Annotated in this window: 16 protein-coding genes and 1 pseudogene; 7 read left to right on the forward strand and 10 right to left on the reverse strand. The window is 62.6% G+C overall.

What is annotated here, in order from left to right; translation table 11 throughout:
* A partial coding sequence (locus AC07FD_RS25490) for an aldehyde dehydrogenase family protein (RefSeq protein WP_478352071.1) occupies positions 1-439 on the forward strand: 439 nt, incomplete at its 5' end.
* 48 nt (positions 440-487) lie between these two features.
* Here the strand turns inward: AC07FD_RS25490 and AC07FD_RS25495 are convergent.
* The 9 genes from AC07FD_RS25495 to AC07FD_RS25535 all read right to left on the reverse strand — a co-directional run bounded on the left by AC07FD_RS25495 (position 488) and on the right by AC07FD_RS25535 (position 14,044).
* Entirely contained in the window at positions 488-1,354 is an 867-nt protein-coding gene (locus AC07FD_RS25495) for a hypothetical protein (RefSeq protein ID WP_478352072.1), read from the reverse strand.
* A gap of 149 nt (positions 1,355-1,503) precedes the next feature.
* A complete protein-coding gene (locus AC07FD_RS25500; RefSeq protein ID WP_478352084.1) occupies positions 1,504-2,379 on the reverse strand; it encodes a hypothetical protein in 876 nt (291 codons plus the stop codon).
* Between the two features lie 171 nt (positions 2,380-2,550).
* The gene (locus AC07FD_RS25505) at positions 2,551-5,835 is read right to left on the reverse strand and encodes an efflux RND transporter permease subunit (protein ID WP_478352073.1); all 3,285 of its coding nucleotides are present in this window, start codon (positions 5,833-5,835) and stop codon (positions 2,551-2,553) included.
* On the reverse strand, positions 5,832-8,948 hold the full coding sequence (locus AC07FD_RS25510; protein WP_478352074.1) for an MdtB/MuxB family multidrug efflux RND transporter permease subunit: 3,117 nt from the start codon (positions 8,946-8,948) through the stop codon (positions 5,832-5,834). The genes AC07FD_RS25505 and AC07FD_RS25510 overlap by 4 nt, the downstream gene beginning before the upstream one ends.
* Positions 8,945-10,318: an efflux RND transporter periplasmic adaptor subunit gene (locus tag AC07FD_RS25515; protein ID WP_478352075.1), complete on the reverse strand. Its 1,374-nt coding sequence runs from the start codon at positions 10,316-10,318 to the stop codon at positions 8,945-8,947. The genes AC07FD_RS25510 and AC07FD_RS25515 overlap by 4 nt, the downstream gene beginning before the upstream one ends.
* A 303-nt stretch (positions 10,319-10,621) precedes the next feature.
* Complete coding sequence (locus tag AC07FD_RS25520) at positions 10,622-11,041, reverse strand: hypothetical protein (protein WP_478352076.1); 420 nt, start codon at positions 11,039-11,041, stop codon at positions 10,622-10,624.
* Between the two features lie 112 nt (positions 11,042-11,153).
* Positions 11,154-11,954 carry an endonuclease/exonuclease/phosphatase family protein gene (locus tag AC07FD_RS25525; protein WP_184876437.1) on the reverse strand — a complete coding sequence of 267 codons (801 nt, stop codon included), beginning with the start codon at positions 11,952-11,954 and terminating at the stop codon, positions 11,154-11,156.
* Positions 11,955-12,064: 110 nt separating this feature from the next.
* Entirely contained in the window at positions 12,065-13,528 is a 1,464-nt protein-coding gene (locus AC07FD_RS25530; RefSeq protein ID WP_478352077.1) for a phospholipase D-like domain-containing protein, read from the reverse strand.
* 258 nt (positions 13,529-13,786) lie between these two features.
* The gene (locus AC07FD_RS25535; protein ID WP_478352078.1) at positions 13,787-14,044 is read right to left on the reverse strand and encodes an alpha/beta fold hydrolase; all 258 of its coding nucleotides are present in this window, start codon (positions 14,042-14,044) and stop codon (positions 13,787-13,789) included.
* 14 nt (positions 14,045-14,058) lie between these two features.
* Here AC07FD_RS25535 and AC07FD_RS25540 point away from each other — a divergent pair.
* The 5 genes and pseudogenes from AC07FD_RS25540 to AC07FD_RS25560 all read left to right on the forward strand — a co-directional run.
* Positions 14,059-14,397: pseudogene (locus AC07FD_RS25540) on the forward strand (invasion associated locus B family protein); the annotation flags it as partial.
* A gap of 294 nt (positions 14,398-14,691) precedes the next feature.
* Positions 14,692-16,140 carry a TolC family protein gene (locus AC07FD_RS25545; RefSeq protein WP_478352079.1) on the forward strand — a complete coding sequence of 483 codons (1,449 nt, stop codon included), beginning with the start codon at positions 14,692-14,694 and terminating at the stop codon, positions 16,138-16,140.
* 39 nt (positions 16,141-16,179) lie between these two features.
* Positions 16,180-18,312, forward strand: coding sequence for a type I secretion system permease/ATPase (locus AC07FD_RS25550; protein WP_477398404.1), 2,133 nt, complete (start codon positions 16,180-16,182; stop codon positions 18,310-18,312).
* A 41-nt stretch (positions 18,313-18,353) separates the two neighbouring features.
* Entirely contained in the window at positions 18,354-19,643 is a 1,290-nt protein-coding gene (locus AC07FD_RS25555; protein WP_478352080.1) for an HlyD family type I secretion periplasmic adaptor subunit, read from the forward strand.
* Complete coding sequence (locus AC07FD_RS25560; protein ID WP_478352081.1) at positions 19,633-20,274, forward strand: ribbon-helix-helix domain-containing protein; 642 nt, start codon at positions 19,633-19,635, stop codon at positions 20,272-20,274. Before AC07FD_RS25555 ends, AC07FD_RS25560 begins: the two co-directional genes overlap by 11 nt.
* A gap of 106 nt (positions 20,275-20,380) precedes the next feature.
* On the opposite strand, the gene AC07FD_RS25565 is transcribed toward AC07FD_RS25560, so the two are convergent.
* Positions 20,381-21,325 carry a transglutaminase-like cysteine peptidase gene (locus AC07FD_RS25565; protein ID WP_478352082.1) on the reverse strand — a complete coding sequence of 315 codons (945 nt, stop codon included), beginning with the start codon at positions 21,323-21,325 and terminating at the stop codon, positions 20,381-20,383.
* A 324-nt stretch (positions 21,326-21,649) separates the two neighbouring features.
* Here AC07FD_RS25565 and AC07FD_RS25570 point away from each other — a divergent pair.
* Positions 21,650-24,955, forward strand: a 3,306-nt coding sequence (locus AC07FD_RS25570; protein WP_478352083.1) for a DUF5801 repeats-in-toxin domain-containing protein, incomplete at its 3' end; no start/stop codon positions are given.

Consider the following 24,955-nt stretch of genomic DNA (forward strand, 5'->3'; position numbering starts at 1 on the left):
CGGCGCCCGGGTCGAGAACGGCCATCCGGATGCCTATTACGTGCATCCGGCGCTGGTCGAAATGCCGAAACAGGTTTCGCCGGTGACGGAAGAGACCTTCGCGCCGATCCTCTATGTGATGAAATATTCGGATTTCGACGCCGTGCTCGACGAGCACAATGCGGTCGGCGCCGGCCTGTCGTCGTCCATCTTCACCCGCGACCTGCAGGAATCCGAGCGCTTCCTCGGCGTCGACGGCTCGGACTGCGGCATCGCCAACGTCAACATCGGCACGTCGGGTGCAGAGATCGGCGGGGCCTTCGGTGGCGAGAAGGAAACCGGCGGCGGCCGTGAGAGCGGCTCCGATGCCTGGAAGGCCTATATGCGCCGCGCCACCAACACGGTGAACTATTCAAAGGCGCTGCCGCTGGCGCAGGGCGTGTCCTTCGACATCGATTGAGGATTCCGGGGCTCTCATGCATCCCCCGCACGGGGGATGCTGCACCGATCATCTGCCTGCCGGCAAGCCGAAGGTCTCGACGAAGGCGGCATCGATGATGGCCAGCTTCACGGCCTGGGCGGTCATGTATTCGCGGTAGAAATCGGCCGACACCCACATCACCGAATTGCCGCGTTGGCCGAGCCAGCCGACGCTGCCGAGGTCCTCGGCATCACGCAGCTTGCGCCCCAGATGGGTTCGCGACAGTTTGAGCCATTTGGCGAAATCGCCGATCGAGACGATGCCGGTCGGGATTTGATCGAGGCCGGCATGATCGGGATCGACGCTCGATATCAGCCAGTCCATGACGACGCCGCCATTGTTGAGCCAGGTGAACAGGGAAAAGGTCTGCCTGGGCTCGCGGACGGGGTTGGAGGAGACCAGGCCGTCGGCCACCAGCGGCTGCACCCTGGCGAGCGCGTCGGGCCGTTCGAGGAACGTCGCCAGACGGTTCGCGCCGTCGAGGCTGTCCAGCGTGTGCAGATGCGCCATCATCCAGTCGGCGACCGTCTCCAGCGTGTTTACTGTGGGTTGTATCGGGCGGATGCGCCCGTCCTGCGCCGTCGGCAGAAGCTCGACGAAATTGTAATGCAGCATCTCTTTGATGAAGGCGTCAGCTGTGTTGCGGCTGGCGACGGCGTTCTGGCGGATCACGTCGATGAAACGTGCCGCCGTCAGTTGCTTGCGGTAGTCATCGGGCTTCCGCCTGAAATGCAGGGCGAGGCCGATATGCGCCATCAGCCAACGCTGCTGGGTGGCGAACACCGACGAGAGCCGAGGGCTCATTCCGTAGGCTTGGATCAGCGCCTGCGCCTGGGCACGGACACAGCGATACAATGCCGGGTGGCCGGCAATAAGCTCCGAGGTCAGCGCCATTCTCCCCTGCTCCGATTCGGCCTGACGGCTGCGAAGACCCAACCACATTTTCAGCCTTCCGCTTCTGTGTCCAGAAGCAGTCCGCCGATGCCGGTTCACAGCATCGTGGATTTGGTGCTTGACCTACGATTTCCCTGGGCAGGCCGATGTCACGGCGATTGTCGGCGGGCCTCGCTTAGCGGAAAACAGGCGTTGAAAGCGGCATCCACAATGGCCAGCTTGGCGGCCTGGACGGTCATGTACTCCTGGAAGAACGTCTTCGACACCCACATCACCGAATGGCCGCGCGGGCCGAGCCAGCCGATGCTGCCGAGATTCTCGGCCGCGCGAAGCTTGCGCGCAAGATGGGTCCTCGAGAGCTTGAGCCATCTGGCGAACTCGCCGATCGAAACCACGCTGGTCGGAATGCGGTCCAGGCCGGCATGATCGGGGTCGATGCCGGACATCAGCCAGTCCATGACGATGCCGCCATTGTTGAGCCAGATGAACAGGGAAAAGGTCTGGTTGGGTTCGCGCACCGGTTTGGAGGAAAGCAGGCCGTCCGCCACAAGAGGCTGCAGCCTGGCAACCATCTCGGGCCGCTCCAGGAACCTCGTCAGGCGATCCCCGCCGTCGAGCTGATCCAGCGTCTGCAGATGGGCAAGGACCCAGCCGGTAAAAGTCTGCACGGTGGCCGCCGTCGGCTGCAGGGGGTGCGTGCGCCCGTCGCCGCCCGACACATATTCGGCGATGTGGTAGTGCAGCATCTCCTTGATGAAAGCGTCCGCGGTGTTGCGGCTGGCCACCGCGTTCTGGTGCACGACCTCGATGAAACGCGACACCGTCAGTTCCTTGCTGCGGTCGTGCGGGTCACGCCTGAAATGCATGGCAAGACCGACATGGCCCATCAGCCAACGCTGCTGCGTGGCGAAAATGGAAGCCAGCCGTGGGCTCTCTTCATAGATGTGGATCAGCGCCAGCGACTGTGCCTGAACATAGCGATGCAGGGCTGGATGGCCGGCAATGTCTTCCAGATTCAGCGAAATCCTCCTTGTGTTCCGAGCGAGCCGCTGCAACCCAGACGACGTAACCACTTTTTCAGCGTTCGCCGCTTGTGTCCAGACGCTCCATCCCGGTCCACAGGCATGGCGAGCAGCCGAGGCGGGCCAAGTTACAGGCCGTTGATCGCAGAGAGGAGTTTGGGCGGCGGCCGGTTCTCATTCTCCCGGCTGTGCACCTGGCTGCCAGGGGCGCCACTTTGGCGACCGCAGCCTCTGGCACCAGCGGCCGAAGCGGTCGACATAGATGTAGATGACCGGCGTCGTGTAGAGGGTCAGGATCTGGCTCAGTACCAGGCCGCCGACGATGGCGATGCCGAGCGGCTGGCGCAGTTCGCTGCCTTCGCCAAGGCCGATGGCCAGTGGCACGGCGCCGAACAGTGCCGCCATGGTCGTCATCATGATCGGGCGAAAGCGCAGCAGGCACGCCTGGTAGATGGCATCATGCGCCGACTTGTTCTCGTTGCGCTCGGCGGCCAGCGCGAAGTCGATCATCATGATCGCATTCTTCTTGACGATGCCGATCAGGAGGATGATGCCGATCAGCGCCATGATGCTGAATTCGATGTCGAAGGCCGACAGGGCCAGCAGCGCGCCGACGCCGGCCGAAGGCAGCGTGGAGAGAATGGTCAGTGGGTGGACGTAGCTCTCGTAGAGGATGCCGAGCACGACATAGACGGCGATGAGCGCAGCAAGGATGAGCAGCGGCTGGTCGGAGAGCGAATCCTGGAACACCCGGGCCGTGCCCTGGAAACTGCCATGGATGGTGGCCGGCATGCCGATGCGATCCGCCGCCGCGTTGATGGCCGCGACCCCGTCGCTGAGCGCGACGCCCGGCGCGAGATTGAACGACAGCGTGGTGGCGACGAACAGGCCCTGGTGGTTGACCGAAAGCGGCGTGCTGCCGGGGCCATAGCTCGCGACCGACGACAACGGCACCATCGTCTCGGCACCGGTGCTGACGGCCGATCCGGTCGATGCGGCAGTCTTGCCGGTGCTGGTGATGGAATTGGTCGCCTGGTTGCGCGCGGCATCCGTCGCTGCCGCCGCGGCGCTGCCGGACTGTCCCGGCGCGACGAATGTACCGGCAACCGCATTGCTCGCCTGCGAACCGTGCACCGATCCGCCCGACGTGCTGACATAGACCTGTTTCAGCGCTTCGGGGTTCTGCCAGTATTGCGGCGCCACCTCCATGATGACGTGGTACTGATTGCGCGCCACATAGATGGTGGAAACCTGGCGCTGGCCGAAGGCATCGTAGAGCGTGTTGTCGATCTGGCCGACGGTGATGCCAAGGCGCGTCGCGGTGTCGCGATCGATGACGATATCCGCCTCCAGGCCCTTGTTCTGCTGGTCGCTGTTGACGTCAGTCAGCTTCGGCTCGGTCTGCAGTGCCGCCGCGAGTTTCGGCGCCCATTGCGCGAGGTCGTCGAAACTGTCGCCTTGCAGCGTGTACTGGTACTGCGCGTTCGACTGACGCCCGCCGACGCGGATGTCCTGCACCGCCTGCAGGAAGAGGGTGGCGCCCGGCACCACAGCAAGTTCGCGCCGCAGCCGGGCGATCACCTGGTCGGCGGAAACCTTGCGTTCGGCCAGCGGCTTCAGCGACACGAACATCGAGCCGGAATTGGTCTGGCCGCCGCCGGTGAAGCCGACAGCGGCATCGACGGCAGGGTCCTTGCTGACGATGCCGGCGAACTGGCTAAGTTTTTGCGACATCAGCTGGAAGGAGGTTGCCTGGTCGGCCTGGATCGAGCCGACAAGCCGGCCGGTATCCTGCTGCGGAAAGAACCCTTTGGGGATGGTCACGTAGAGATAAGCATTGAGGCAAAGCGTCGCCGCGATCACCGCCATGATCAGCAGCGGATGGTCCAGCGCCCAGGAGAGCGAGCGGCGGTAGCCGCTCAGCATGACGTCGAAGACGCGCTCGCTGAAGCGGTAGAGCCAGCCATGGCTGCGATCCCGTTCGCCGCGCAGCAGGATCGAGCACATCATCGGGGTGGTGGTCAGCGAAATGGCGAGCGAGACCAGGATCGCGGCCGACAGCGTGATGGCGAACTCGCGAAAGAGCCGGCCGATGATGCCGCCCATCAGCAGGATGGGAATGAAGACGGCAATCAGCGAAAGGCTCATCGACAGCACGGTGAAGCCGACTTCCTGCGCCCCCTTGATCGCCGCTTCCAGGCGACCCATGCCGGAAGCGGCGTGGCGGGAGATGTTCTCGAGCACGACGATGGCGTCGTCGACGACGAAGCCGGTGGCCACCGTCAGCGCCATCAGCGACAGATTGTCGATGCTGAAGCCGAGCAGGTACATGACGCTCAGCGTGCCGACCAGCGACACCGGCACCGCCACGATCGGCACCAGTGCCGAACGCACATCGCGCAGGAAGGCGAAGACGACCAGGATGACCAGGCCGATGGCGATCATCAGCGTCTGCGCGACTTCCCGCAGCGAGGCGCGGATGGTGGTCGAGCGGTCGACCGCCAGCGACAGATCGATGGCCGGCGAGATCGAGGCGCGCAGCGACGGCATAAGCGCCTTCACACGGTTCACCGTTGCGATGATGTTGGCGTTGGGCGATCGGTTGAGGATGATCAGCACTCCCGGCTTGTTGTTGGCAAGACCGGCATTGCGGATGTTCTCGACGGAATCGTTGACCTGGCCGACGTCGGAAAGCCGCACCGGGGCGCCGTTGCGATAGGCCACCACAAGCGAGCGATAGGCGTCCGCATGGTTGGCCTGGTCGTTGGCGTAGATCTGATAGCGCTGCGGGCCGACGTCGATGGCGCCCTTCGGGCTGTGGGCATTGGCCGAGGCGAGGGCCGCGCGCACATCCTCCAGCCCGATGCCATAATTGTAGAGCGCCTGCGGATTGAGCTCGACGCGCACCGCCGGCAGCGAACTGCCGCCCACCGCCACCTCGCCAACGCCATCGACTTGCGAGAGTTTCTGCGCCAGCACGGTGCTGGCGGCATCGTAGAGCTGCCCCTTCGACAGAGTGTCGGAGGTGAGGGTCAAAATGAGGATCGGCGCGTCGGCCGGATTGACCTTGCGATAGGTGGGGTTGGAATGCAGGCTGGACGGAAGGTCGGCGCGCGCCGCATTTATGGCAGCTTGGACATCACGCGCGGCGCCGTCGATGTCGCGATCGAGGCCGAACTGCAACGTGACGCGGGCGCTGCCGACGCTGCTCGACGACGTCATTTCGTTGACATCGGCGATCTCGCCGAGATGCCGTTCGAGCGGGCTGGCGACCGTGTTTGCCACGACCTGCGGGCTGGCGCCCGGCAGCGACGCCCGCACCGAGATCACGGGGTAGTCGACCTCGGGCAGTGGCGCCACCGGCAATTGCGGAAACGCCACCAGTCCTGCCGCCAGCAGGCCGAAGGTCAGCAAGGTCGTTGCGACCGGGCGCCGGATGAAGGGAACCGACAGGTTCATGGCGCGGCGTCCGCACCATACGCACGCTGAAGGTCGGGCTGGACGCCTTGCAGCCGGGCGGCAAGGCGATCGAACCAGAGATAGATGACCGGCGTCGTGAACAAGGTCAGCAACTGGCTGACGAGCAGGCCGCCGACGATGGTGACGCCCAGCGGATGACGCAGTTCCGAGCCGACGCCGGTGCCGAGCATCAGCGGCAGTGCGCCAAGCATCGCCGCCAGCGTCGTCATCAGGATCGGTCGGAAGCGCAGCAGGCAGGCCTGGTAGATGGCTTCGCGCGGCGCCCTGCCTTCGTTGCGCTGCGCGTCGAGCGCGAAGTCGATCATCATGATGGCGTTCTTCTTGACGACGCCGATCAAGAGGATGATGCCGATGATCGAGATGATGGTCAGGTCCTCACCGGCGATCATCAACGCCAGCAGCGCGCCGATGCCGGCCGAAGGCAGTGTCGATAAGATGGTGATCGGGTGGATGAAGCTCTCATAGAGCACGCCGAGCACGATGTAGACGGTGATCACCGCCGCCAGGATCAGGAACAACGTGTTGTCGAGCGAAGCCTGGAAGGCGCGCGCCGCGCCCTGGAAATTGGTGATGACGCTGAGCGGCATGTCGATCTCGCTTTGCGCCTGCTGGATCGCGGTGACCGCTTCGCCAAGCGACACGCCGGGCGCCAGGTTGAACGAGACGGTGGTGGCCGGGAATTGCCCCATATGGGCGATCTGCAGCGGTGCGGTCGCGACGTGAGTGCTGGCGACCACGGCCAGCGGCACCGGACTGCCGCCGCTCGATGACGGCAGGTAGACGGACGACAGTGCGTTGAGCGAATCCTGCAAGGAGGGATCTACCTCGAGAATGACCCGGTACTGACTGGATGTGGTGAAGATGGTCGAGACGATCCGCTGGCCGAAGGCGTCGTAGAGCGCGTTGTCGATCGTCGCCGGCGTGATGCCGAAGCGTGCCGCCTGGTCGCGGTCGATGTCGACGACGACGGCGAGGCCGGCATCCGACAGGTCGCTGGCGACGTCGGCGATCTGCGGCAGCGTGTTCAACCTGGCCAGCAGCTTCGGCGTCCACAGCGTCAACTCGTCAGGATTGGCGTCCTGCAGCACGAATTGATACTGCGTACGGCTGACCGTGCCGTCGATGGTCAGGTCCTGCACCGGCTGCATGTAGAGGGTGACGCCGGCCGTGGCGGCGGTCGCCTGCTTCAGCCTTGCTATGACTTGCGTGATATCGGCAGTGCGCTTTTCATGCGGCTTGAGGTTGATCAGGATGCGGCCGACATTGAGCGTGGTGTTGGTGCCGTCGACGCCGATGAAAGATGACAGGCTGTCGACATCGGGGTCCTTCAGGATGATCGCCGCCAGCGCTTGCTGCCGCTCGGCCATCGAGGCGTAGGACACCGATTGCGGCGCCTCGGTGATGGCCTGGATGACGCCGGTATCCTGCACCGGGAAGAAACCCTTGGGGATGACCACGTAGAGTGCTGCCGTCAGCACCAGCGTGGCCGCCGCGACCAAAAGCATCAGCGTCTGCCGGTCGAGCACCCAGGTCAGCGCGCGACCGTAACCTCGGATCACCCAGTCGAAGAAGTCGCGGCTGGCGCGCTGCAGGGCGTTCTCGCGCACCGCCGACAACGGCTTGAGCAGCTTGGCGCAGGCCATCGGCACCAGCGTCAGCGACACCACGGCGGAAATCAGGATGGTGGTGGCGAGCGTGATGGAAAATTCGCGGAACAGCCTGCCGACGACATCGCCCATGAACAGCAGTGGGATCAGCACGGCGATCAGCGAGACGGTCAGCGATATGATGGTGAAGCCGATCTGCTGTGACCCCTTCAGCGCCGCTTGCAGCGGCGTCGCACCCTCCTCGACATAGCGCGCGATGTTCTCGATGACGACGATGGCGTCGTCGACGACGAAGCCGGTGGCGATGGTCAGCGCCATCAGCGAGAGATTGTCGAGGCTGAAACCGAACAGGTACATCACCCCCAGCGTGCCCACCAGCGACAAGGGGACCGAGAGGCTCGGAATGAGCGTCGCACGGGCGCTACGCAGGAAGACGAAGATGACCAGCACGACGAGGATGACGGCGAGCGTCAGTTCGTATTCGACGTCGCGCACGGACGCGCGGATGGTGGTGGTGCGGTCGGTCAGCACCTTGACGTCGACAGTGCTTGGCAGCGAGGCCTGCAATTGCGGCAACAGCGCCTTGATGCGGTCGACCACCTCGATGACGTTGGCGCCGGGCTGGCGCTGGATGTTGACGATGATCGCCGGCGTGCTGTTCATCCAGGCCGCCAGCCTGTTGTTCTCGGTGGCGTCGACCACCGTTGCCACATCGCTCAGCCGCACCGGGGCGCCGTCCTTGTAGGCGACGATCAGCGAGCGGTATTCCTCGGCACTTTTCAGCTGGTCGTTGGCGTTGATGGTGTAGGCCCGCGAAGGCCCGTCGAAATTGCCTTTCGGCGTGTTGACGTTGGCGCTGCCCAGCGTGGTGCGCAGATCGTCGAGATTGAGGCCATAGGCGGCGAGCTTGCGCGGATCGGCCTGGACGCGCACGGCCGGGCGCTGGCCGCCGCTGAGGCTGACCAAACCGACGCCCGCCAGTTGCGAGATCTTCTGCGCCAGCCTTGTGTCGGCAAGCTGCTGCACATCGCGCAGCGGCATCGTGTCCGATGTCAGGCCGAGCGTCAGCACCGGCGCATCGGCCGGATTGACCTTGGCGTAGATCGGCGGGGCCGGCAGATCGGCCGGCAGCAGATTGCCGGCGGCGTTGATGGCCGCCTGCACCTCCTGCTCGGCGACATCGAGCGAGATCGCCAGGCTGAACTGCAGCGTGATGACCGAGGAGCCGGCCGAACTGACCGAATTCATCTGGTTCAGGTTGGCGATCTGCCCGAGCTGGACTTCCAGCGGCGCGGTGACCGAGGATGTCATGACGTCCGGGCTTGCGCCCGGGTAGAAGGTCTGCACCTGGATGGTCGGATAGTCGACTTCGGGCAGCGCCGAGACCGGCAAATAGCGGTAAGCCAGCAGGCCGGACAGCATGATGGCGACCATGAACAGCGATGTCGCCACCGGCCGCAGAATGAAGGCTCGCGACGGGCTCATTGCTGCTGCCCGGACTCCGCATGGCGATGCTTGCGGCCCTGGCCCTTGTGCCTGCCGGTGTCGTCCGGCTTCGGCGTCGCGGATACCGGCTGATCGGGTGGCTGCGCCTGCGGTTGAGGCGCTGTCCCTGCCGGTGCAGGCACTGAGGCCTGCGGGGGTGTCTGTGCCGGAGCCTGTGTCTGGCCGTCCTGTTGCAGGTTGATATGGGCTCCGTCGCGAAGCTTGTCGGCGCCGTCGACGACGATGCGGTCGCCGGGGGTCAGGCCCGCCAGGATCTCGACGTGCTCGCCATTGGTGACGCCAAGCGTGACCTTGCGCACGGCGACTGTGCTGTCGGGATTGACCAGATAGACGAATGTGCCGGGCTGGCCGCGCTGTATCGAGGCGATCGGGGCGATTGCCACGTCCTTGTGCTCGTCCACCAGCAGCTCGATGTTGACGAACTGGTTCGGATAGAGTGTGCGCGTTTCGTTGGCGAAACCCGCTCTCAGCTTGATGGTGCCGGTGCTCGGATCGATCTGGCTGTCGAAGGTTTCAAGCTGGCCGTCGGCGAGCTTCTTGCTGCCGGCGCGGTCGAAGGCGGTGGTGGGCAGCGTGGCGCCCTGCTGCAGGCGCTGCGCGATCTCCGGCAAGTCGTCCTCGGGCACGGTGAAGAGGACACTGATCGGCTGCAGCCTTGTGATGACGACAATGCCGTTGGCATCGCCCGGCGTCACGTAGTTGCCCTCATCCACCTGGCGCAGGCCGGCGCGGCCGTCGACCGGCGCCAGGATGCGGCAATTGTCGAGATTGAGGGTCGCGGTCTGAACCAAGGCCTGGTCGACCTGGATGGAGCCGGCGTCCTGCGCAACCAGGGCGACCTGCGCGTCGAGCGTCTGATGCGTCGCCGCGCCCTGGGTCACCAATGTCTTGTCTCGTGCAAGGTCGAGCTGGGCGTCCTTCAGCATTGCTTGGTCGCGCGCCAGCTGGCCCTGGGCCTGGGCGAGTGCTGCATGGTAGGGACGGGGATCGACCTCAGCCAACAGATCGCCCTTGGCGACGTCCTGACCCTCCTTGAAGTTCACCTGGACAAGCGGGCCGATGACCTGCGGCTTGACCGTGACGGTGGAGAGCGAGGTCACCGTGCCAATCGCGTTGAGGGTGACGTCTATCGTGCCCTTCTCGATGGTGGCGGCGCCGATCGACATCGGTTGCGCGTTTCTTCTACCACCGGGCTGCCTGGCCTCGACTTGCGGGCGTTGGTAGAGATAGGTGCCGGTGGCGGCGACAATTGCAATAAAGATCAGCCACGGGATCCAGCCATGCGAACGGCGTTGCGCGACATTCGTTTGCAGGGGCGTCTGCAGGGGTATTTCCAACTGCTGGTCCATGGCGGCATCTCTCACCCCCATCAACCAATATGGCTGAAACCGACCCAAGTCGAATTAACAGTTGGACAGGTTTGACCGGCCATGCCGGCCGGTCATTCGCCTCGATTTCTGCTGTTTCTGCTGTCGCGTCCTGACGGCCGGCGCGCCGGATACATGCGCATCAGCAGGCCGCCGTCGACGGCGAGTTCGATGCCGTCGCACATCACCGACTTCGAATGGCAGCCTTATTTCGTCAGCTGATCATCGGTTGACGAGGAAGAACGAAACCGGCCTGCTTGTGCCGACCGGTTGTTCCGAGCGAGATCAGCCGCAGACGCGGACTTCCTCGATCACCCTGTGGTGGTGGCGCCAGGTCTTGACCAGTTCGATATGGCAGCGGTGATGCCGGTGGTGGCGGCGATACTCGCCACCCTGGTAATCACCGAACTGCACGCTGTCGTCACCATACTGGTTGTCGTAGTTGTGACGGTGGTGCCGGCGATACTCGCCACCTTGGTAATCGCCAAACTGGACGCCGTCGTTCTGATCGTCACCATATTGGTTGTCATTGTAATGCCGGTCATGATGGCGGCGGATGATGACCTGGCCACCGTTATCGGGCTGATCGTCCGGTGAATACTGGTTGTCGTCGGACTGGATGATCAAGCTTGCGGCTTGCGTTGGGGCGATGACGGCGGCCGTTGCGGCCAATGCCATCACCGAAGCCAGGAATAGGTTTTTCATGTCACGTCCTCCTCGGGTTTCATCATATGAACTCGCGGGAAGGCTTAGCGTTCCAATATCGTTTTTCATAGCCGTGGACGCCAGGTTGTCCTCCGTCGGCGGACAATTTGCCTTACAAGCGCACAAATGCCGTCAGCGGCAGGTGGTCGGACGCCACCCGCGAAAGCGGCGTGTCATGCGCCTCCACGGCCGAGATCATGCCGTGCCGGTTGGCCATGATGCGGTCGAGCGCCAGCAGCGGCAGGTTAGACGGGAAGGTGGGCACTGCCGGCGGCAGCGGGCCAAAGGTGACATGCAGCGTGTTCAGCGCGGAGCGGTTGCCGAGCCGCCATTCGTTGAGATCGCCGAGCAGGAGCGTCGGCGTGGCATCGGGGCTGTTCATGATATCGAGCACGACGCGGGCCTGCTGCGAGCGAGACCGGCGCAGCAAACCGAGATGGGCGGCGATGACGCGCAGGGTCCGGTTTCCGTCAAGATCGATCTCTGCCACCACGGCGCCGCGTGGCTCCAGCCCCGGCAGCCTGATCTGATGCACGTCGCGGACGACGCCCTTCTTGAACAGCAGGACATTGCCATGCCAGCCATGCCCCTTGCCATTGGCTGCAATCGGCACCGGCACCAGGCCGGTTTCATGTTCCAGGCGAGACAGGTCGAGAAGCCCGTCTCGGTCGCCGAAGCGGTTGTCGGCTTCCTGCAGAGCAATCACGTCAGGATCGATTTCGCGGATGACGCGGCTGGTCCGCTCAGGATCGAACTTCCTGTCGAGGCCGATGCATTTGTGGACGTTGTAGGAGGCAACCAGCGTTCCAGTGGTGCCTGTCCGCTTGGGCGCACCGGCGTTTGCCTTCTGCATCCTGCGGTCGCGAATGGATAGAAGCATGCTTGCCGGAAGGCTGCGTCCAGTTCTGTGCATATCTGTGCTGCTCGTCCTCGCTGGCTTCAATTCGGAACCGGGCTACAGTCAAAATAGGCGCCGTCGGCATATGTTCCATGACAGGCAGGCTTCACACGCGCCAACCTTGGCTAGAGATAGGGCGAACCGAGCCACAATACCCGGTCAAACAGCCTGATAAGGATGGGTCGGGCCCGCAAGGCGTCGAGCGTCACCGGCACTGCGGTGGTGAGCGCCGATCCGATCCGCGCCTCAATCTCGCTGGCAAAGCCGGCGTCGAGGACCTCGAGGTCGATCTCGAAATTCAGCCGCAGCGACCGGGCGTCAAGGTTGGAAGAGCCGACATACGCCCACACGCCGTCGATCGAAAGCAGCTTCGAATGGTCGAACGGTCCCTCCGTGCGCCAGATACGGCAATAGTTCTTCAGCAGCTGATCGAACTGCGCCGTCATAGCGCGGTCGACAAGGAAAAGATTGTTCACCGCCGGCACCACGATGTCGATTTCGACGCCGCGCCTTGCAGCGGTGGTCAAGGCGCTGATCAGTTCACGATCCGGCAGGAAATAGGGCGACATCAGGCGGATCGATTTGCGGGCGACGGAGAACGCGCCGATCAGCAGCTTGTGGTTGGTCTCGATGCTGGCGTCCGGGCCGGACGCGACCGCCCGCACCAGCATGGGCAGGCCGGGCGCCGGCGACAGCGGCCCAATTCGCCAGGCATCGCCCTTCAACGGTTCGTCGGTCGCGAAGCGCCAATCCTCGGCGGCGACCGAGAAGAGATCGGCGACGACCGGACCAGTGACCCGGAAATGCGTGTCCCTGGCGCAGTTGGAACCGGCGAACTCGGCCGAGAAGCCCTTGCGGATGTTCATGCCGCCAGTGAAGGCGACCTTACCGTCGATGATCAGGATCTTCCTGTGGGTCCTCAGATTGGCGTAGGGCAGGCGCAGACCCATGACGATGTTGCCGTTGAAGACATCGGCGGTGATGTCGGCGCTGCGCAGATGCCCCAGGATGCTCGGCACGGAATAGCGGGCGCCAACGGCATCGATCAGCACGCGGACGGTTACGCCGCGCCGGACGGCGCCGCCGAGAGCCTCGACGAAGAGCATGCCGACGGCATCATTGTCGAAAATATAGGTCTCGAGCAGGATGCTGCGCTCGGCGCCATCAATCGCCGCGCACATGGCGGCATAGGCCTCGTCGCCTGTCTCCAGCACATCGATTGCGTTTCCAGGATGGAGCGCGCGCCGCGCCACCCTGTCGCCCAGTGTCCTCAGGCCGGTGAACCGCTGCCCGTATCGCTCGACGATCAGGGCCTCTTCGGCGGCGACGTCGCGCTCATGCTTGGCGGACACCGCGCCGCCGGCAAGCGGCCGCTGGGCGCTAATCGAGGCGCGACGGATGCGGTTGATACCGGCGACGGCATAGATCAGCACGCCGATGATGGGCGACAGCACCATGACGCCGACCCAGCCGGTGGCGGCGCGGACATCCTCCTTGGTCATGACGACGTGGATGATGCCGACGGTCGCCATCACCACCGAGATGATCGCAAGGATTTGGGGCCAGTGAGTCGCCAGGGTCTCGAACATTGCCGGGACTATCCAGCGAGCGGTTGCAGAAGGCAATGCGGCCCCGGCGTGGGGGGCGAATCCACGGATCGGCGTTACCGGGTAAGTGTCTGCAACCGTTGCGAGTGGCGCAGCCGAGGCATTATCTGAATTATCTCGGTACGGAGCAGCAGGCTGGCACCTCCATCTGCTTTTACCGGCTTCGGAATCCTTCTGTCAGTCAGGGCGATACGATTGAGGATCAAGCCAAGGAACTCGCCGGGCGAAGACTTGTGCGCCTCACTTCCGGTCGAGAAAAGTCCTCACGGCTGCGATCGTGGCCTCCGGCTGCTCATCCATGAGCCAATGTCCCGAATGGGGGACCACGACTTCGGTCACGTCCGTCGCGGCATTGCGCATGACGATCGCCTCGGTTGCTCCAAAGGATTTTTCGCCGCCAATCGCCAGCACTGGCATGGTGAGTTTCGTCATCATGGATACCTTGTTGTCTTCGACGTCCTGCCGGATAGAGCGGAACTGCGCGAAGGCCGAGCGCATCGCTCCCGGAAGGGCAGAACGGCCAAAGGCTTCTTGCCGTGGAGGTTCAGAGACGTACGGACGGTTCGGCAACGGCCACCCTGCTTCTGCCCTTCGGCATATTGCTCGATGCGGGCATAACGCTCCAGATCGACGATCAGCCGCCATTGTCCCAGCAGCGGTTCAGGACCTGCCTGCCGACGGGTTGCCTCGCGGTGTTTTCCATTGATCCGCCGACGCTTGCAAAGATGAGAGAAGGCTCGGTGCTGAAGCTCAATGTCACGACAGACGCGGAGACCCGGCTGACATTTCCGGTGTCGCTTAGCGGCCTGACCGCGGCGCTCGACCGCATGGCTGCGCTAAGCGCACGTTGAGAAACGCAGCAAATAGTGGCTATCCTTGCTTGATTCTCCCCGCGCTGGTTTACCACGTTCCGTTTTTTGTCCTTTTCCTCACTTGGCAGCGTCAGGATACGATCGCAGGGGTCTATGCTTATGTGCCATTTTTGCTACATTTAACAATCTTGTGGCCTGGATCATCGATTTAGCGGGAGCTAATTCAATAATTCCTCACACATTTCGTGAAACTGTTGATAGTTCTCGGAGGCAGGCCTTGGCTTGGTGGGCGCTCGCGAATAAGGGTGCTGGGGAAACGTTAGGGTGGGTTAAATGAATAAGACAAGCATCTCGGCCGTCGGCAAGCGCCTTGGTCTTTTGATGGCGGCTACTATGCTGACCTGCGCGAGTGCTCATGCGCTCACGCTCAAGGAGGCGATGGCTGTTGCTGTAGAATCCAATCCGGAGATTGGACAGGCAATTGAAAATCGCGAAGCAATAGAGTTCGAGTTGCGGCAGGCCAAGGGCCTTTATCTTCCCAGTGTCGATGTCGAGGCATCGGCTGGAGTTCGTCGCCTCGACGATTCGTCTCGGCGCTCACTGTCGATAGAGGACGATTCGCTCTATCCGGCGGAAGCGGATCTGGTGGTTACACAGAAGCTGTTTGACAGCGGAGCGCGGCGGGCGGAATTGAACCGCCAGGCATCGCGGGTCGACGGAGCGTCCTTCCGGGTGCTGGAGCGCTCGGAATTCATCGGGCTGTCGGTCGTCCAAGACTACCTTGAATACATGCTGCAGGCTTCGATCGTCGCCGAAGCCAAGAAGAACCTCGGTTTCCATCAGGCGATACTCGGCGACATCCGGCAAGGCATCTCGGGCGGGGCGCTGAACGAGGCCGACCGGCAGCAGGCCGAAGAGCGTCTGTTCGCAGCCCAGGCACGCATGCAGGAGGCGAGCGAAGAACTGGAAGCCTCCAGGATCCGGTTCTTCAAGACCGTCGGCAAACCGCTGGTCAATGCTTCGCGGCCCGGTGATGTCGCCGCCGCACTGCCGAGGTCACTTGACGATGCGCTGGGCCTGGCACGACAGAACAATCCACGCGTTCACATGGCCACCAGCGATATCGCCGCTGCTGCTTCCATGGTGGATGCGGCCCGGGCGAAATACGGCCCCGAAGTCCTGGCCGAAGGCCGTGCCAGGGGAGGGTATGACATTGACGGCGACAATGGCGACGCCAGTGACCTGCAGGCGCGTCTGGTGCTGCGTTGGAACCTCTATCGAGGCGGCATAGACAAGGCCAATGAACAGGAGCAGATCCGCCGTGCCAGCGAACAGCGGCTTGCCTATCACCAGGTCTTGCGTGAAATCGAGGAGGCTGTCCGTACGTCATGGGATCGCCGTTTCCGGCAAGCCGACCTGGCAAAGACGCTGAGGCTGCAAGCCGCTTCCAGTGAAAAGCTGGTTTCGTCCTACCGCGAGCAATTCAAGGTAGGGCAACGATCGCTGCTCGACGTGCTCGATGCGCAGAATACGCGGTTCAACACGGCAACGCTGGCGGACACAGCATCCTATGCATCGCTATTCGCCCAATACCGGCTTCTGGCCGCGACAGGTCAATTGCTGAAAACGATGGGTCTTCAGCCGGCAAAGCAAGCGACGGCATATGCACGATCCGAGTTCAACGCACCAGAAACCGCGGACACTGAGACCTATGCGCGGACGCCATCGGAGCAGAAGAACGACCTGCCTTTCGATATCCTTGCGCCAGTGAGGAAGAAGTAGGACGGTGCAGGGTCCAGCGAGGGTCCTTACGGGCATATCGTGAACCAGCAACCCAACATCCTCTCCCCCAAGGAGGCATTCAAAGCCTGCTTTTCAGCGGTCGCCGGCTATCTTGGCAGGCCGAGCGCCGAGACAGTGCTGTTTGCCGGGGTGCCGATTTCAGAGACGCGAATTGAGGTAGAGGATATTCGGCACCTTGCCGAGCGCATCGGCCTCGAGGTCAAGGACGTCAGTCATCGCGATTTCCTGCGCGGGCGCGTCGATCTGCCCGCCATTCTGTTTCGCGCCAGCCAGCTGCCTGTCGCCCTACTCGCGGAGATTGAAGCGGGCGAATACCTGACTGCGCCCCAAGAAGACGGCCGCACCACGATCAGCAGATCCGAGCTGGCTGCCAGCTATATCAGCGGCGGCGCATCCTTCTCGATCACCTATGCCAATGCCACCGAGGCGATGAAGGTCGGCTCGGCACAGAAGATCGAAAGGCGCCATTGGCTGACGGGGACGATGGGCGCCTTCTGGCGCACCTATTCGAAAGTCGTCCTTGCAGCGATATTCATCAATGTTCTGGCCATCGCCTCACCCATCTTCACGATGAACGTCTACGACAGGATCCTGCCGAACAAGGCAATATCCACACTGTGGGTTCTGGCCATCGGCATCGGTGCCGTCATCCTGTTCGATCTGCTTTTGAAGACGGCCAGGGCTTCCCTCATCGACTATGCCGGGCGCAAGGCGGATCTTCGGATATCGTATCTTCTGTTCGAAAAAGTGCTGAACTCGTCACTGTCGGCGCGTCCCGACTCGACCGGTGAATACGCAAACCGGGTCACGCAATATGAGTTCGTCAGAGAGTTCTTCACCTCGAACACCATCAGCGTGTTCATCGACACGGCATTCGTCTTCGTCTTTCTTCTCGTCATCTATGCGATAGGCGGCTGGCTGGTGATCATACCGGCGCTGGCCTTTGTGATGTCTGTCATCGTCGGCTTGATTACCCAGCGCCGCATCGGCAAGCGCGTCGCCGCCTCGATGAACGAAGCTTCGCAACGCCAGGCCCTGCTGGTCGAATCCATCTCGACGCTGGAGACGATCAAGTCGCTGCGCGCCGAGGCGTATCTGCTGCGAAAATGGGGAGAGCATTCCAAGAACGCCGCCAACACGTCCGAGAAGATCAAGCAACTCTCGGCGGCCGCAGGCAACATAACCCAGTCGATACAACAGCTGGTGACCGTCGCTCTGGTGGTGGCTGGCGCTTACGCCTTCTCGGAAGGGCATGTTTCGACAGGAGCAATCATAGGAACGGTCATGCTGGCGAGCAGGGCGGTGGCTCCGCTCGGCCAGATCGCCATCACGCTGTCACGGTTTCGCCAGGCCATGCTCTCGTTGAGGATGGTGAACTCGATCATGGAGCAACCGGAGGACCGGCCGGACACGGTGGGTTTCGTCAATCGGCCCATTCGCAACGGGGCGATGGCGTTCAGAAATGTCGGGTTTGTCTATCCCGGCGCGGAAAACGAGGTTTTGACCGGTCTGAATTTCACGGTGAAGCCGGGAGAACGCATCGGCATCATCGGTCGCATAGGATCGGGAAAGACGACGATGGGTCGGCTGGTCGGCAGGCTGTTCCTGCCGACCTCCGGTGAGCTGCTGCTGGATGGGATCGATATTCGCCAGTATCACCCGTCAGAAGTTCGGGCCGCTGTCGGCATCGTTGCGCAGGCTGGCGATCTGTTCTCGGGCACCATCAAGGAAAATCTCCTGATGGCTTGCCCGGAGGCTACCGATGAGCAGATCATCGACGCGGCAAAGGCGGCTGGCGTCGACGATTTCGTCTCACGCCATCCGCGTGGCTACGACATGAATGTCGGCGAGCGTGGCACCAATCTTTCAGGCGGCCAGAGGCAGACAGTGGCGATCGCACGCCTGCTGCTGACCAAGCCGAAAATCGTCTTTCTGGATGAACCATCGGGCTCGATGGATCTCGCATCTGAACGCCAGTTGATAAAGCAGCTCAAGGTCGCCTTTGACCGCGACACCACGCTGATCGTGTCCACACATCGCTTCAGCATGCTTGAACTGGCCGATCGCCTGATCGTTATCGAGCAGGGCAAGATCGTTGCTGACGGACCGAAGGACCAGGTTATACAGGCGTTGCAGAAAACAAGCGCCTGATCGAACAAATTGAATGCATCCAATGCGTTGGGGCGTAGGAAATGCTTGCCAGGGAAGATCGGCCGCCGCTCTTTGCGTCGGCGTCCATATTCATCATAGGAGCGCTTTTCGTTGTATTTGTCGCCTGGGCAGCCTTTGCCGAAGTCGATGAGATCGCGCGGGGAGACGGCAAGGTGATACCCGCTTCCAAGACCCAGATCATTCAGGCGAGTGAAGCCGGTGTCGTCCAGGAAATCGCAGTGACGATTGGCCAGGTCGTCAAGAAGAATGATCTCATCATCCGTCTCGACAACACGCTCAACACCTCCAGCCTTGGTGAGCAGCAGGCCAAGGCGCGAGCCCTGCAGGCGCGCATTGCGCGGCTCCAGTTCGAGCAGAGCGGCAATCTCGAAGGCGCATTTCCCTGTCCGCCCGAGATCCAGAAGGCAGCGCCGGAAATCTGCGAAAACGAGCAGAAGCTGCTCGTCGCGCGCCGCGAAAACTTCGAAGTCAAGCTGTCGGTTCTCAAGTCGCGCCTCGATCAGCGCCAGAATGAATTGGACGAAGCCACCGCCAATCTCGATCGCCTCACCAAGAACCTGGCCGTTAGCGACCAGGAAAAGGAACTGGTCGATTCCATGGTCAAGAAGGGGCTGATGGCGAGGACCGAGCAGATCCGCGTCGAGCGTGAGCATACCGAACTGCAAGGGCAGTTGAACCTCGCCGGTGAGACCATCAAAAAAGCCAAGGGGGCTATCACGGAAGCCCAGCTTCAGGTCGACGAGCTCGGCCTGCAGTTGCAGCAGGAAGCCCTGAGCGACCTGACGGAGGCGCTGGCCGATCTCTCGGTGGTGGATGAGACCATACGTGGCGCCACCGACAAGGTCGCGCGCACGGATATCCGGTCTCCGGTGGATGGGATTGTCAACACGCTGGAGCTGAACACGGTCGGCGCCTTCGTCCAGCCTGGCGCGGTCGTGGCCGGCATCGTCCCGACCTCGGAGACCCTTCTGGTCGAGGCGCGGGTTTCACCGCGAGATGTCGCCTTCATCCGGCCGGACCAGGACGCGCTCATCAAGGTTACTGCCTACGATTTCTCGATCTTTGGTGGCATCGAAGGCAAGGTCTCCAACATCACAGCCGACAGCCTGGTGGACCAGAAGACAGGCGAACCCTATTACCAAGTGCGCGTGTCGACGGACAAATCGACGCTCGAGCGAGACGGCAAGGCCTATTCGATCATCCCGGGCATGATCTGTTCCGTCGACATCAAGACCGGGCGCAAGACGATTCTGAATTACCTCTTGAAGCCGATCAACAAGGCACGTCAGGAGGCGATGAGTGAGCGGTAGCGCCAGCTCTCCTCTTCCGGGTCACGAGCGGCTGCTGCCTCCTGTCACGGCTGAGGATTTTGGGCTGGAATTTCGGGTTGTGGCACGCGGCGGCGTACGACGCGGCATCCGTTTGGAACGGGCTTTCTGGGTCACGCTGAAGCAGATGGCCGAAAGCAGGAAGTGCACGATCGGGATGCTCATCGATGAGATCGCCGAAAGTCAGGCACAAACAGGTAACCTGACATCTGCGATCAGGGTGGCCTGCATGCGTGGATTGGGGGAAGAAAACCTGACCTTGCGAAGGCTTGCGTCGATCAACACCATCAACGCCATAGTGGTCGCCTGCCCGTCGCCAGCCTTTGCCTTGGCATCGTCGAAGAAGATCCTGACGTTCAACGCGCCGTTCCAGCAATTGGTCAAGCGTCAGTTGCCGATAGCTCCAAACGACGATGCGCGCCATGACCTCAAGCTGGCGCTGGACCTCAATGTAGCCGACATTTTTGCGCGGCTCGACGCCAATGGCCAAGCGCCGGTGGCTACGGGCTTTGTCATAGGCGCCGGTGAACGTCGATATCGGGGTCAATTGAATGTTGTGCGAGCCCCGGTGGTCGAGCCGGAATTGCTGATGGCGTTCGTCTTCGGCGGCTGAGGCGCGTCACGTTGACCCGGATTCAGCCGATGCGCTCACGCTCTGGTTTTCATGCAAATCATTGTCCCAAAATCACTTTTGGCGACATGTGATCTTGCCGGAAAATCTATGGCTGAACGCCTTCGCCGGGCGCAACGGTCGCGAAGCCGCCTTTGATCTCAGCCATCTGGGCTGCGCCCGGTTTCGAGCCGTGGATCCAAGCCCGGTCCGTGCTGAACGAATAGAGCGGAACGTAGTCGGGAAGATCGCTGTCGCGCACGACGGTGTTGCTGAGGCTGTCGAGAATGAAGGTGCCGCTGCCTGTGCTCACCGACAGCACCGCGTGAAAGAAGCCTCGCTTGCGGTCCTGGAGAACAACGAGCGCCATGCTTTGCGTTGGAATGCCGGCCCTTAGCAGAGCCGTCATCTTGAGGATGGCAAAATCCTCGCAGTCGCCGGCTCGCCGTTCGAGAATTTCCGATGGCTTTGCCCAATAGTCGAGTTTGCCGTAGACGACGCTGTCTTTCCGGTAGGCGATCAGGTGATTTACGCTGCTGTTGACGAAGGATAGCTTCTCGCTGAACCCCTTGCCCTGGGCAGCGGAGACCATGCTGGCAAAAGCCGCACTCTTGCGCTCGCAGGCGCTGCCTGCCGAGCAGCTGGTGATTGCCTGGTAGACGGGTGCCCAACGAGCCGAGACGGGGAAATTGCGCATGGACAAGGCGACCGATCCGAATACGCCGGGAATAATCGATGCCGTCTGCACCGGATCTATCCCGGCATCAGCTCGCGCCGTCGACGAACCATCCTCGCGATCAGCAAATGCCGGGCCGTAGCTGCCGAAAACCATGCTGATCCGGTAAGGCGCCACAGGCTGCCAGGGCTGCGGCCTCGCCAGCGAAACACCGCCGAGACAGGGCGGCGTCAGGACCCTTTCCAGAGGCGTGCCGGTAGCGGCAGCCTCCCCGGAAACGGCATTTGCGAATGAAGGTCCTGCCAGGCCGACAAGGCCGATTGCCAGCAGGAGCACCTTGAGCCCGGTTTTTCCCAGGACTGATTTTTCTTTTTTCATAACGCCCACCTTTGACTGTGGACGCTACCAATCTTGTCTCAAATTATTGGAAAGGAAGGTGGATAACTTTGCGGCAAGTGGCTTTGTCTATTTTATCTAAAATTTTATTCGATTTTATACTCCTATTTACCAAGGGACCGCGTCCAACCTCCGCCGAGCGAGCTACGCGGAAGCCGGCATATATCAGGTTATATGTTCGAGGTTTACCAACGTGTAAAAAATGCTGGGGCAGGCATATCGGAATATATGAAATAGATTGCAGGGTTGTTGCAAAGCAGAAGTGGCCAATGTCTCTTGCCGGGAAATGTCGGAGGGGTTTCAGCAATGATCAGCAATAATGAGTTGGACAGTTCTTCGGGTTCCTTGAACGAGCATTCCGCGTCCAACGAACACAATGGTCAGGCATCGCCGGGAGAGATCCTGGTCGCACAAGCAACTTCGACCCAGCAGCCCGCGCCGGCAGCAGCCGAACCGGTGCCGGTCGATGTTGGTGGCGGAGCACCTGTCAAGCCGGAAGCGCCGGCGACAGCGAACGCACCCGCAGCGACGGCACCCCATGAATATGTAGCTGACGCCAGCAACATCGTGAAACTTCCGTCCAACGTTTCCATCGACAACATCAAGGTCGACGGCCACAACCTTGTGCTCGAGCAGGCCGACGGCTCGGTGATCGTGATCAAGGACGGCGCCTTGAACGTGCCGACCTTCGTCATTGGCGACGTCGAGGTGCCGCGCGTTGCGTTGCTGGCCGCGCTCGAGGCAAGCCATGTCGACGTTGCCTTCGGCGCCGACGGTTCCATGTCGGCCGGCCCGGGCGGCTCGCCACCCAGTGCAGGCGGGAATTTCGAAATCCCCCCCGGCGGCATCGGTGACGGGTTCGGCCTTTCGGCCCTGTTGCCCCCGACAGACTTGCAGTTCGGGTTGCTGGACCGGCGCGAGCTGACGATTGGCGTTGCGGAGAAGGAAGACTCCACCCCCTCGATCGACCTCATCGGATCGGCAACAGTCAACGAGGCCGGCCTGCCGGCGCGTGGCGGCGAGCCCGCAGGCTCGGACGCGTCCGCGTCCTCTGAGACGACCTCGGGCAACATCGGCTTCACCTCGCCGGACGGTGTGTCGGTGGTCTCGCTCGGCGGCCATGTGTTGAGCGCGGTGGATCAAACCTTCACCGATGCGGCCGGCTCGCTGACGGCGAGCTATGTCTTCGATGCGGCGACCGGCATCGGCACCATCCACTACACCTACACGCTTCTCGACAACACCGCCGGCAACGCCACCAATGTGAGCTTCCCGGTCGTGGTGACGGACGCAAATGGCAATCCGGCCCCGGCCGGCAATCTGGTCATCAGTATCATCGACGACGCACCGACGGCAGTTGCCGATACCGACGCGGTGGCGGCGGGTTCGCACGCGCCGATTGGCGGCAATGTGATCAGCGGCGCCGGCAGCGACGGCAATGCTGCAGGCGCCGACACCAAGGGCGCCGATGACGCGAAGGTTGCGGGCGTTGCCGCCGGCACGACCAATGCTGATCTGGACAGCGGCGTTACATTGAACACGCCGATCCATGGCGGCTACGGCACGCTGACGCTGCAGGCGGACGGCTCCTACACCTATGTGCGCGATGCCGGCACGCCTGGTGGCGTCCACGACGTTTTCACCTACACGATCAAGGACGGCGATGGAGATCTGTCGCACACGACCTTGACGATCTCGATCGGCAATTCGACACCGACGATCAGCGACCTGACGCCGGCGGCCGGTGGCGGCGACGTCGTCGTCAACGAAAATGACCTGCTGGCCAACCGTGGGTCCGGTGAGTCGGACGGCTCCGACACTGCCAAGGAAAGCACCACGCAAGGCGGCACCTTCGCCATTTCGTCGCCCGACGGCATCGCCTCGCTGGCGATCGACGGCCACACCTTCATCACCAATGGCGTGTTCACGGCTGGCTCGTTCACGACGGCGCTGGGCAACACGTTGACGGTGACGGCCTACGACGCCGCGACCGGTCAGGTGAGCTACACCTACACGCTCCTCGACAATGAGGCGCATCCGGCCGTCCAGGGCACCAACAGCCTGTTCGAGAACTTCACCGTCACCCTCACCGACCAGGACGCGCAGAGCGTCAACGGCACGCTGTCGGTCAACATCGTCGACGATGTGCCGACGGCCACGACCGAGGCGTCGCAGAATGTTCTTGAAGGCGCGACCATCACCGGCACGTTGGACTTCGTCGCTGGCGCCGACGGCGCCACGGTGACGCATATTGGCGCCACCGCCCTGGTCTTCGGCGGCGACGGCTACTCGCAGGCGATCGACATCGGTGACGGCTTTATCAAGGTCAAGGCCGACGGCAGCTATTCATTCACTGCCAACAGTCCGGTCATTGGGGCCGGTGCGGCCTCGGCGACCTATACCGTGACGGACGGCGATGGCGACAAGGCGACTGCCGGCATCAGCTTTGCGGTGACCGACGCCAACCATCCGACGACCGGCACGGCGGCGGCCACGGTCGATGATGACGGGCTGGCCGGCGGCAATGCGGCAAGCACGGCGGGCGACATCGACGCCAATGCCGGCGAGGTTCCGCTCAGCGCCAGCGAAGCAACCTACAACGGCACGCTGGGCGGCAGCGTCGGCGGCGACGGCGCCGGTTCCAACGGCTTCTCGTTCGCGACGCTGGACGGCACCAGCGGGACGGTCGGCCAGGAGAACGTCACCTACAGCTGGAACGCCGCCAGCGACACGCTGACGGCGACGGGTCCACGCGGCGACCTGTTCACGGTGCATGTGACCGATCCGGCCACCGGCGCCTACACGGTGACGCTGCTCGACAACGTGCTCCAGGCACAGGGTCCGAACGACGAGAACAATGCGACGGTCAACCTCGGCTATGTGATCACCGACGCCGATGGCTCGACGGCACCGGGCACGCTGACCATAACCTTCAACGATGATGCTCCGACGGTCGCGCTGGCTGATGTGAAGCTGCCGTCGCTGAGCGTCGACGAGACCGATCTGACGACCAACGACACGCAGAGCTTCGCCAGCGCGTTCACGTCCAATTATGGCGCCGATGGCGCCGGCACGATCACCTATGCTCTTGGCTTCAATGCCGGCGCGACCGGGCTGGTCGACACGGAGAGCGGCCAGGCGGTGGTGCTGAGCCTCGAGGCTGGCCAGGTGGTCGGCCGTGCGGGCGTCGGCGGCGTGATCGTGTTCACGGTCAGCACCGATGCGTCTGGCAATGTGACCCTCGACCAGCAGCGGGCGGTCGTCCATCCGACGACGGATCCGAACGAGCCGGTCAGCCTGAACGCCGACAATCTGGTGACGCTGACGGCGACGGTGACGGATGCGGATGGCGATCATCAGTCGGCGACGCTGAATATCGGCAACAACCTGACCTTCCTGGATGACGGCCCGTCGATCACGAGCGCGGTTGTCGGCAGCTCGGTGACGCTTGACGAGACCAACAACGGCTCGACGACGGACGGCGTGCTGACCCCGGCGCTGATGACGGCAACGAGCGCTGCGGCGATCGTGACGGTGACGTCGAGCTACGGCGCCGACGGCGCCGGGACGACCACCTATGCCTTGTCGGTGACGCAGGCGAACTCCGGGCTG

The organism is Mesorhizobium waitakense (assembly GCF_056431085.1).

Excerpts from the sequence above, each read along its gene's own strand:
- AC07FD_RS25495 (WP_478352072.1), bottom strand. The coding sequence starts at position 1,354 with ATGGCGCTGACCTCGGAGCTTATTGCCGGCCACCCGGCATTGTATCGC.
- AC07FD_RS25505 (WP_478352073.1), bottom strand. The coding sequence starts at position 5,835 with ATGAACCTGTCGGTTCCCTTCATCCGGCGCCCGGTCGCAACGACCTTG.
- AC07FD_RS25510 (WP_478352074.1), bottom strand. The coding sequence starts at position 8,948 with ATGAGCCCGTCGCGAGCCTTCATTCTGCGGCCGGTGGCGACATCGCTG.
- AC07FD_RS25515 (WP_478352075.1), bottom strand. The coding sequence starts at position 10,318 with ATGGACCAGCAGTTGGAAATACCCCTGCAGACGCCCCTGCAAACGAAT.
- AC07FD_RS25520 (WP_478352076.1), bottom strand. The coding sequence starts at position 11,041 with ATGAAAAACCTATTCCTGGCTTCGGTGATGGCATTGGCCGCAACGGCC.
- AC07FD_RS25525 (WP_184876437.1), bottom strand. The coding sequence starts at position 11,954 with ATGCACAGAACTGGACGCAGCCTTCCGGCAAGCATGCTTCTATCCATT.
- AC07FD_RS25530 (WP_478352077.1), bottom strand. The coding sequence starts at position 13,528 with ATGTTCGAGACCCTGGCGACTCACTGGCCCCAAATCCTTGCGATCATC.
- AC07FD_RS25535 (WP_478352078.1), bottom strand. The coding sequence starts at position 14,044 with ATGCGCTCGGCCTTCGCGCAGTTCCGCTCTATCCGGCAGGACGTCGAA.
- AC07FD_RS25545 (WP_478352079.1), top strand. The coding sequence starts at position 14,692 with ATGAATAAGACAAGCATCTCGGCCGTCGGCAAGCGCCTTGGTCTTTTG.
- AC07FD_RS25555 (WP_478352080.1), top strand. The coding sequence starts at position 18,354 with ATGCTTGCCAGGGAAGATCGGCCGCCGCTCTTTGCGTCGGCGTCCATA.
- AC07FD_RS25565 (WP_478352082.1), bottom strand. The coding sequence starts at position 21,325 with ATGAAAAAAGAAAAATCAGTCCTGGGAAAAACCGGGCTCAAGGTGCTC.